This window comes from Burkholderiales bacterium (genome assembly GCA_035560005.1).
GTDB lineage: Bacteria > Pseudomonadota > Gammaproteobacteria > Burkholderiales > Eutrophovitaceae > DASRFY01.
In genome coordinates, this window is the sequence record DATMAN010000069.1 from 1 (window position 1) to 8885 (window position 8885).

9 protein-coding genes are annotated in these 8885 nt (G+C 66.4%); 5 read left to right on the plus strand and 4 right to left on the minus strand.

The features are described from left to right. The 3 genes from VNM24_10655 to VNM24_10665 all read right to left on the minus strand — a co-directional run. Positions 1 to 455: hypothetical protein (locus VNM24_10655; GenBank protein HWQ39050.1), on the minus strand; the 455-nt coding region annotated here is incomplete at its 3' end. A 25-nt stretch (positions 456 to 480) separates the two neighbouring features. Beyond that, entirely contained in the window at positions 481 to 2034 is a 1554-nt protein-coding gene (locus VNM24_10660) for a hypothetical protein (protein HWQ39051.1), read from the minus strand. 30 nt (positions 2035 to 2064) lie between these two features. Beyond that, positions 2065 to 3303 carry an anion transporter gene (locus VNM24_10665; GenBank protein ID HWQ39052.1) on the minus strand — a complete coding sequence of 413 codons (1239 nt, stop codon included), beginning with the start codon at positions 3301 to 3303 and terminating at the stop codon, positions 2065 to 2067. A 56-nt stretch (positions 3304 to 3359) separates the two neighbouring features. Here VNM24_10665 and VNM24_10670 point away from each other — a divergent pair, with 56 nt between their 5' ends. Then, entirely contained in the window at positions 3360 to 3770 is a 411-nt protein-coding gene (locus VNM24_10670; GenBank protein HWQ39053.1) for an NUDIX domain-containing protein, read from the plus strand. Positions 3771 to 3810: 40 nt separating this feature from the next. Here VNM24_10670 and VNM24_10675 read toward each other — a convergent pair whose 3' ends face one another. Continuing rightward, complete coding sequence (locus VNM24_10675) at positions 3811 to 4518, minus strand: LysR substrate-binding domain-containing protein (GenBank protein ID HWQ39054.1); 708 nt, start codon at positions 4516 to 4518, stop codon at positions 3811 to 3813. A gap of 315 nt (positions 4519 to 4833) precedes the next feature. Between VNM24_10675 and VNM24_10680 the strand changes: the two genes are divergently transcribed. The 4 genes from VNM24_10680 (at position 4834) to VNM24_10695 (ending at position 8710) form a co-directional block, all read left to right on the plus strand. Beyond that, a complete protein-coding gene (locus VNM24_10680) occupies positions 4834 to 5721 on the plus strand; it encodes a TauD/TfdA family dioxygenase (protein HWQ39055.1) in 888 nt (295 codons plus the stop codon). Between the two features lie 79 nt (positions 5722 to 5800). Then, positions 5801 to 6886, plus strand: coding sequence for an enolase C-terminal domain-like protein (locus tag VNM24_10685; GenBank protein HWQ39056.1), 1086 nt, complete (start codon positions 5801 to 5803; stop codon positions 6884 to 6886). Positions 6887 to 6905: 19 nt separating this feature from the next. Continuing rightward, positions 6906 to 7838, plus strand: a complete 933-nt coding sequence (locus tag VNM24_10690; protein ID HWQ39057.1) for a tripartite tricarboxylate transporter substrate binding protein — start codon at positions 6906 to 6908, stop codon at positions 7836 to 7838. A gap of 8 nt (positions 7839 to 7846) precedes the next feature. After that, positions 7847 to 8710, plus strand: a complete 864-nt coding sequence (locus VNM24_10695; GenBank protein ID HWQ39058.1) for an amidohydrolase family protein — start codon at positions 7847 to 7849, stop codon at positions 8708 to 8710. Positions 8711 to 8885 lie beyond the last annotated feature (175 nt).

Here is an 8885-nt window from a genome sequence, read left to right on the forward strand (position 1 = left end):
GGGCCGACGCCCGCGAGGTGGTTCTGCACGGTCGCCGCGCAAAAGAGGGGTGCGGTGACGCCCTCGGCGCGCAGTCGCTCGTCAATCATCGCGAAATCGCGCGCCTCGAGCCTGAAGCGGTACACGCGCACGTCCTCGCCGTCCTCGAGCTGGAAGCGCACGTAGTCGTTGAGCGTCGGCCCGCGCCAGGCGGGGTCGCGCGAGCGCTCCGAGACGTAGCTCCCGGAGGGATCGCTCAGCCGCGCGCCGGCGAACATGCCGGCATGCGTGCCGCCGATCGCGTTATGGTTGATCACCACCACGACCTCGGTCGCTTCGGGTTCGGCGAGGCGCGGTTCCGGGGGCACACGGACCGGCCCCGCGCCTTCCTCTGGTGGGATACGCACGTTCGCGCACGCGCCGAGCAGGGCGAGCACCAGGCAGAACAGCCGCTTCATGGCCGGGGTCGCGCCCATTGTAGGCTCGGGCGCGCCCGGGCCGCTACGCGCTGCGCATGCGCGCCGCGCGCACGATCGCGATTGTCGCAAGCGGCGCGACAAGGCCGATCAGGGTCGCGGTGATGAACAGGGCCCCGAGCTCGCTGTAGTCGGCCGGCACCTTGATCGCGCCGGTGGCGGCGTCCTTCACCTCGCGCGTGACCGTGAAGATCCGGTTGAGGTATTTCGTGCCCAGTTGCGCGGCCGAGAGGGCGAGATTGGTGAAGGACGCCATCACCGCGAAGTAGGTGGCTTTCAGGTTCGGCGGTGCCGAGTTCGCGATCCAGGCGAGCATCGGCACCATCGCGATCTGGCCCAGCGGCGATTCGAGCGCGGTGTCCACCAGCGCGATGAAGCGCGCGTCCACCACCCCGCCCGTCCTCGCCGCGGTCCACTCGTGCAGCCCGTAATACATGCCGATCTGCGGCAGCGAGAGCACGGTGCCGACGAGGGTGAGAAAGCCGACCACGTAGTAGATCGAGCGCTCGGCGATGAAGCGGCGGAAGACAAAGAGGCCGACGAGCGTGAGACTGGAGCCGATCAGCGAGAGCTGGGCGAGGAACTGCTGATCGAAGCCGAGCACGTCAATCATCCACCAGCTCGCACCGGCCCCCGGACCCGGCGTGGCGCGAAACACCCAGACCACCGCCGCGGTGCCGACGAGCGTCGCGCGCGCCTCGGCATCCAGCTCGCGCACCAGCCGCCAGAGGAGAAAGAGCACGATCGCCATCGAGGCGCCGAAGACGATCTCTTCGGCGTATCCGATGCGCGCAAGGCCCAGGCCGACCGACACCGCGGTGAACGCCGCGCCACCGGCGAGCATCCACCAGTTGACCGGCGGCGGCGCCGGATCGTCGCCGTACTGAAGGGGATTGCGCCAGCGCAGCCAGCGCGCGAGCACGACGCCCGAGACCGACACCACCGGAATGGCGAGTGCCCATTCGTACACGCGCAGGTAGGCGGCGACCTTCTCGCGCTCGGGCAGCGCGTGCACGCCGGCCATCAGGTAAACGTTGGCGAGCGAGACGAGCACCAGTCCGCCGATGATCGCGACGCGCCCGAGCGTCTGCATGGTGATCTGCATCGCACGGCGCTCCGCGGGCGGGATCTCGCGGCCGTCGGCCTCGCGCCGCGGAACCGCCTCGACCGTCATCGCGTCGGCGACCACGTCCTGGATCATGTAGCCCACGGGCGCCATCAGCGCCGAGAGCACGTACCAGTGCTCGGCCGGCATCACCGCGCGCATCGCCGCCGGGTCGGCGAGTAGCCCGATCATGATGCCGATGCTCGCGGCGAGCAGCCCCGCGCCGAAGAAGACGAGCGCGTCCTTCCAGCGCCAGGCAAGGTCCACCAGGTGGCCGACCACCATCTTCACGGTGTAGGGCATCACCGCCCAGAAGCCGAGCGCGGCGAGGAACTCCGCCGACAGGTCGAGGTACTCCTTGATGAAGAACGTGCCGACGATGCCGGTGAGGCCCTGGATTCCGGCGGCGAAATACACCATCAGCGGCGGCAGGTACGAAAGCCGCAGCGAACGGAGGAGCGAGAGCGCGGTCATCGGCCGCAGTGTAGCGGGGCGGGCAGGGACCTACGCGAGCAGGCCGAGCCAGGCGGCGGCGATCGCGAGCGTCGCCGCCGTCACCGGCACCCCGGCGCGGGCGTGGCTGCGCCAGTCCACGCGGATGCCCTGTCGGGCGGCCGCCGCGATCACGATCATGTTGGCGATCGAGCCGACGATCAGGAGGTTGCCGGCGAAGGTGCTTACGAGCGCAAGCAGCGGGCCGGCGATCGGTCCGGTCGCCGCAGGAAGCAGCAGCATCACCGCCGGCACGTTGGACACGGCGTTCGAGAGCACCAGCGTGGCGAGGAAGAGCGGCGCCGGCTCGGCGAGCGGCACGCCCAGCTCGGCGAGGCGCGCGATCGCGGCCGCGGTGAGCCCGGTGCGCTCGAGCGCGTGGTTCACGACGAACAGGCCGATGAAGAGGATGAGCAGCTCCCAGTCCACCAGCCCCAGCATCTTGTTCGAGTGGAGCTTGCGGCTCATGAGGAGGAGCCCGGCGCCGGTGAGCGCCGCCACCTCGCGCGGCCAGTCGGTGAACAGAAACACCGCGAGCAGCGCGCCGGCCACGGCAAGGCCCTTTGCGCTCTGCCAGCGATCGAGCGCGTGCTCCTCTTCGCGCCGCTCGGGTGCGCCCGTTTCCGGGAGCGGTCTTCGCCATCGCCCGCGCGCCTGCCAGGCGATCACCGCCCATGTCGCCGCGAGGCCCGCGAGCACCGGCACGGCGGCGATGGCGAGGTAGGCACCGAAATCCACTCCCAGCACCTGCCCGATCAGCATGTTCTGCGGGTTGCCGATGAGGGTCGCGGCCGAACCGACGTTCGCGGCGCAGGCGAGGCCGAGCAGATAGGGCACCGGATCGAGGCCGCGCCGCCGGCAGCCCTCGATGAGCACCGGCGCGACCGCAAGGCAGACGACGTCGTTGCTGAACACCGCCGAGAGCGCTGCGGCGACACCGATCACCGCGGCAAGCAGCGCTGCCGGCGCGAGCGGCAGCGCGGCGATGCGCCGCGTCACCCAGCCGTAGAAGCCGCCGAGGCGCATCTGCGCCGAGATCACCATGAAGGAGAAAAGCAGGAGCAGCGTCGGCAGGTGGATCGAGCGCGCCGCTTCCTCGGGCGTGAGAACGCCGAACGCGACAATCGCGATCGCGCCCAGAAGCGCGACGCCGGTGCGGTCAAGCTGCAAGAACGGCAGCCCGCCGAGAAACATCCCGCAATAGACGAGGGCGAAGATCGCGACGACGGTCGCGGCGAGCGGCTCGGGCACGGCGGCGGATTCTACGGCGCGCCTGCGCCGGCGCGGGCCGCGGCATAGAATCGGGCATGGCTCAGCCACGCTCGGCCGGCGCCGTGATCTTTCGCCGCACGCCGCAGGGCGTGCGCCTGCTCTTGCTGCGTGCCTACCGCAACTGGGACTTTCCGAAGGGAGAGATCGAACCCGGAGAGACGCCGCTTGCTGCCGCGAAGCGCGAGTGCGCCGAGGAAACCGGCCTCACCGACCTCGATTTCCGGTTCGGCGAGGCGCACCAGGACACGCTGCCTTACGCCGGCGGCAAGGTCGCACGCTACTTTCTTGCCGAGACCGCGACCGAGCGCGTGACGCTGCCCGTCTCGCCGGAGCTTGGCCGCCCGGAGCATCATGAGTGGCGCTGGGTAAGCTTCGACGAGGCGGAGGACCTGCTGCCGCCGCGGCTTGCGATCGTGCTCGACTGGGCGCGCGCGAGGATCGGCTGAGCACCGGCATGCCGGACGGGCGGGTGCGGCCGTACCCGCGTCACCCGACTGATGCCGTGAAGTACTTCTGTGCGTGACGAATGCAGGTCTGGGTGAACGCGTCTGAGGCCGGCGATGGCGACTCTCCCGCGCGCGCCACGAGACAGATGTCGCGGCGGATTTCCGGCGCGGTGATCCGACGATGAACCACGGGTCCGAGCTTTACCTGCCGCATCAGCGAGTACGGCAACACCCCCACGCCGAGGCCGTTCGCAACCAACCCCACCATCGTGTGCGGATATTCGACCTCGAATGCCGGGCGAAGCACTGCGTTCTCGCGCGCATACGCTGCCTCGACTAGATGGCGCACGCTGCTCGTCCTCCTGAAGGCGATGTGCGCGAACGGGACGATTTGCCGCCATGTCACCCTGCGCAGGCGCGTCAGCGGGTGATCGGTTCGGCACAGCAGCACGAGGTCGTCGTGAAAGAGCGTGCGGTGGGCGAGGGTCGGGTCATCGCGCTTTTCCGGCGCAAGCGCGAGATCCGCCTTGCGGCTACGCAGCATGTCAATGGCAACGTCCGAGAGCGTATCGTGGAGTTGAAGCGCGATGCCGGGGTGGGTTCGCTGGAAGCTGGCAACCACGTCCGGCAGAAAACCTGCCGCTATCGACGGCGAGGCGGCCACCGTGAGCTGGCCGCGCGTTCCGCCGAGATAGTCACGCACACCCGCTAGACCGGATTCGAGACGTCGCAGCAGGTCCTCGGCCACTGCGAGCAACTCGGCTCCGGCCGGCGTGAGCGACACGTTGCGCGTGTTGCGGTCGAAAACGCGCGCTCCCACTGCCTCCTCGAGTTTTCGGACCGCGGAGCTCAGCGCGGGTTGCGAGAGATGGATCGCTTTCGCAGCCTCGCTGAAGCTCAGCATGCGGGCGACCGTGACGAGGATTTCTAGCTGCCGCACCGTTACATTTATCGTCATGAGCGATAAGTTTATCCGACAAAACAATTAGACAGATAAAACCGCGCCGACTAACGTCGCACGCACGCATTGTTGAATGTCCGGTTCCCGGCCGGGGAGAAAACCATGGTCGCGGTTTCGAAATCAGCGGTTGGCAGGTTTGTCATTACGCCAAGCGGCAGGGCGCTCGGCGCAGACGTCGCGGGCGTAGACCTGCGTCGGCCGCTGGCGCCGGGCGAGGTCGAGGCAATTCGCCATGCTTGGGCAGAGCACCTCGTACTTCGCTTCCGAGGTCAACGGCGCCTGACCCTCGAGCAGCTGGCTGCTTTTTCCCGGAACTTCGGAGAACTGGACCGCGCGCCGATCAGGAGCGATCCCCGTGGCCAGGTTTCCCCGGACGAGCATCCGGAGATTACGGTGATCTCCAATGTCATTGTGGACGGCAGGCCGATTGGCGGGTTGGGCGCGTACGAAGCGGTCTGGCACGCCGATATGACCTACAACCCCCGGCCGCCGAAAGGAAGCGCGCTCTACGCGGTCGAGATTCCTCCGACCGGGGGAAATACGCATTTCGCCAACATGTACCTTGCATACGAAACGTTGCCGCCGGACCTCAAGCACCGCGCCGAGACGCTGAAGTGCGTCCACGATGCGAGCCGTAACAGTGCGGGCGAGCTGCGCATCGGATTCACGGACGTGTCCGACCCCAGTAAAACCGTGGGGGCAGTACATCCGGTCGTGCGCACGCATCCGGAAACCGGCAGAAAGTGTCTGTTTCTCGGGCGGCGCCGCAACGCATACCTCGTGGGCCTGCCGCTGGAAGAGAGCGAGGCGCTTCTCGATGCCCTGTGGGCCTACGCGGTCAGGCCTGAACTCGTATGGGAGCAGGTCTGGCAAGTGGACGATATCGTCCTCTGGGACAACCGCTGCACTATGCACCGTCGCGATTCGTTCGACCCTGGGAGCCGCAGGCTCCTGTATCGCACGCAGATCGTTGGCGAGGAAGTTACCTGAGCGGCAGGTCTGCGTGGATTGCGCGCCGCACAACTGTGCCGGGGACCGTCTGATCGTCGAGCTTGTGCGGGTTCGGCGGGTGGAATTCGCTCTCGTTACTCCCTATCGGTTGTCCTCGGGAGATCTTGTTGCATTTGATCCGATCGTGGTCGAGGCGATCGACGCTGACGGCCGCGAAGGTTGGGGCGAAGCGCTGATTGTGCCGGGCTACGCGCCTGAATCCGCGGAGCACGCTTGGGAGATGTGCTGCGGTCTGAGCGAGCGCATCGCCGGCCTCGGCACGGCTGCGGCGCGGCGCTTGGTTACCGAGCGCCGCGACGCAAGCGCCGGCGCTTCGAGCGCGCTGCTCGCCGCACTCGAGATGATGGTCGGCCACCCGATGCTAACAGTCGAGCGCGAGTGCCGCGTGCCGCTGGTCGCGCCGTGTCAGGCTCACGACCCGGCCGAGATCGCTGACGAAGTGGAGCGCCTGATTACCACGGGCTTCCGGACTCTCAAGGTCAAGGTGGGCTACGACTGGCGCGAGGATCTGCGGCGCGTCTCCCGCATTCAGGAGGCGACGGCGGGACGCGCGATGCTGCGCCTCGATGCCAACCGCGGATTCAGCGAGTCTGATGCGACCGCATTTGCATCTCGCCTCGATCCGCGCGGAATCGAACTGTTCGAGCAGCCGTGCGCTGCCCACGACTGGGCCGCGAACGGCGCCGTCGCATCCGCTTCTGCGGTTCCCGTAATGCTCGATGAGTCCATCTATGGAATCGCCGACATCGAACGCGCGGCGCAGCTTCCGGGGGTGGCCTACGTCAAGCTGAAGCTGAAAAAGATGGGCGGCGTGGAGATGCTGGTGCGGGCGTTGCGGCGCAGCGCTGAACTGGGCCTCGACGCGGTGCTGGGCGACGGTGTTTCGACTGAGATCGGCTGCTGGATGGAAGCCACTGTCGGTGCGCGCATGGTGCGTAACGCCGGAGAAATGAACGGTTTTCTGAAGGTGCATCAGCGTTTGTTTACGAATCCGCTCGAGTTCAAGGAAGGAGCGATCGTCCTGCGGCCACACTACTGGCCGCAAGTTGACCGCGAGGCGCTCGCTGCGCACACGCGCGCAGTGCGCGAATTCGGCGCACGGATGAAGGTCGCCTTGCCGCAAGATCGCTCCGCGCGCGCATGATCATCCAGGAGGAGAGCGCATGAACAGACTCGTTCGTGTTTTGCTAATGCTGGTACTGGTCTCGGGTGCAGCGATTGCCCTGGCACAGGCGCCGGTTCGAATCATCCACGGTTCGAACGCCGGCGCACCACAGGATGTCATGCTGCGAATTCTCGCGGAGGAGATGCAGAAGGCGCTCGGGCAGCCGGTGATCGTGGAGCCCCGGCCCGGGGCCGAGGGTCAGATCGCGATGACCGCGCTCAAGCAGGCGCCAGCCGACGGAAACACGATCTTTTCCGACGGTACGGGGATCACCTCGATTCTCCAGATGCCGGACGCGCTGCACAAGTGGACCGACTTCGAGCCGCTTTACCGTCTGCAGCTCGATCCGTTCGCGCTCTACGTGCAGCGGGGCAAGTATGCCGACCTGAAGAGCTTTCTCTCCGACATGCGCATCAGGGCGGCGGACGTGCGTGTTGGTGGCTACGCCGTGAATGGGCCGTTCCGCATTACGCTCATGATGATCGCGCGTCAGGTGAAGGGGGATTTCACCTGGATTCCTTTCGATAGCGGCGCGCGCGCGATCACGGCGGTCATGGGCGGGCACATGGAGGGAGCACTAAGCAACATCAGCGTCTACTCCAGCTTCAGGGAAAAGACCGCGGTGCTCGCGCATACGGCGGAAAAGCGCCTGGCGCAGTTTCCGGACGTACCGACCTTCAAGGAGCTGGGTATTGACATCGTCCGCTACCACTGGCGCGGAATGTTCGTAAAGCGAGGCACGCCGGAGCCGGTCATCAACCGCCTGTTCGAGGGTGTTGGCCGCGCAGTGAGATCGGATCGTTTCCAGAATTACTTGCGCGATACCGCTACCCTGGAGGGGACGATGTCGCGCGCCGACTACGCGAAAATGCTGGAGGAGCAGGCGAAGGCTGACGAGCAGATGCTGCGCGCGTCGGGCGCGATCAAGTAGGCGTGACGATGGCCGTGGCAGCCCGACCGAAGCTGATTGACTTTCGAGGGCGTCCTCCGACGCTTGAATTCAACAGCTACTTCATTCAGGAGAGTACGGTCGCGGTGAATTACCGGGTGGGCGCGAGGTACGTGTCCCCCGCTTACCTCACCGGCTCCCTCGACCTCTACTTCAAGGAGATGGAAGCGGCCAACATCGTCGCCACCGTCGCCCTGGGCCGGAATGCCAGGGCGCTCAACCCGAAGCAGAACGGATTCATCCCGAACGACCATATCCGCGACCTCATGCGCGCCTACCCGGGCAAGGTCATTGGCTGCGCAGGGATTGATCTCGCCGGCGTCGTCCACGACGCGATCGCTGAAACCGAACGGTGCGTAAAGCTCGGCTTCAAAGCAATCCACATCGAGCCCGCGCGCTCGCTCGATGCGATGCCAAACGATCCGCGCATCTTCCCGCTTTACGAGCGCTGCATCGAACTCGATATCCCAGTAGTGCTGATGACCGGGCCTCTGGCGGGCCCCACGATCGAGTACACGAACCCGGTCTATCTTGACGACCTGGCGCGCCGTTTCCCGAAGCTCAGGCTCGTCGCCGGGCACGGCTGCTGGCCATGGGTCACGCAGGTCCTTGGTGTCGCGTTCAAGCATCGCAACATCTGGATCTGCCCGGATGTCTACATGTTCATGCCCGGGGCGGACGAGTATGTTCGTGCGGCGAGCACATACTTGCAGGACCGGTTCCTCTTCGGCACCGCTTATCCCTATCGGCCGCTTGAGCAGACCGCCGAAGAGTTCCTCGCCTTGCCGATCAGCCCGCAGGCCATGCAGAGAATCGTGTACTCGAACGCTGTCGAGCTACTGAAGCTGGACTGAGGGCTACTTCGCCAGCACCTTCATCGCCTGCTCGATGCCGGCGATGGTGGTCGGATACATGCGGCCCTTCATCAGCTCGCGGATGATGCCGATGGACTGGCGGTAGCCCCAGATCTCCTCCGGCTCCGGGTTGAGCCAGACGCACTTCGGATAGACCTCGGTGACGCGCTTCACC

Excerpts from the sequence above, each read along its gene's own strand:
- VNM24_10680 (HWQ39055.1), top strand. The coding sequence starts at position 4,834 with ATGGTCGCGGTTTCGAAATCAGCGGTTGGCAGGTTTGTCATTACGCCA.
- VNM24_10670 (HWQ39053.1), top strand. The coding sequence starts at position 3,360 with ATGGCTCAGCCACGCTCGGCCGGCGCCGTGATCTTTCGCCGCACGCCG.
- VNM24_10690 (HWQ39057.1), top strand. The coding sequence starts at position 6,906 with ATGAACAGACTCGTTCGTGTTTTGCTAATGCTGGTACTGGTCTCGGGT.
- VNM24_10660 (HWQ39051.1), bottom strand. The coding sequence starts at position 2,034 with ATGACCGCGCTCTCGCTCCTCCGTTCGCTGCGGCTTTCGTACCTGCCG.
- VNM24_10695 (HWQ39058.1), top strand. The coding sequence starts at position 7,847 with ATGGCCGTGGCAGCCCGACCGAAGCTGATTGACTTTCGAGGGCGTCCT.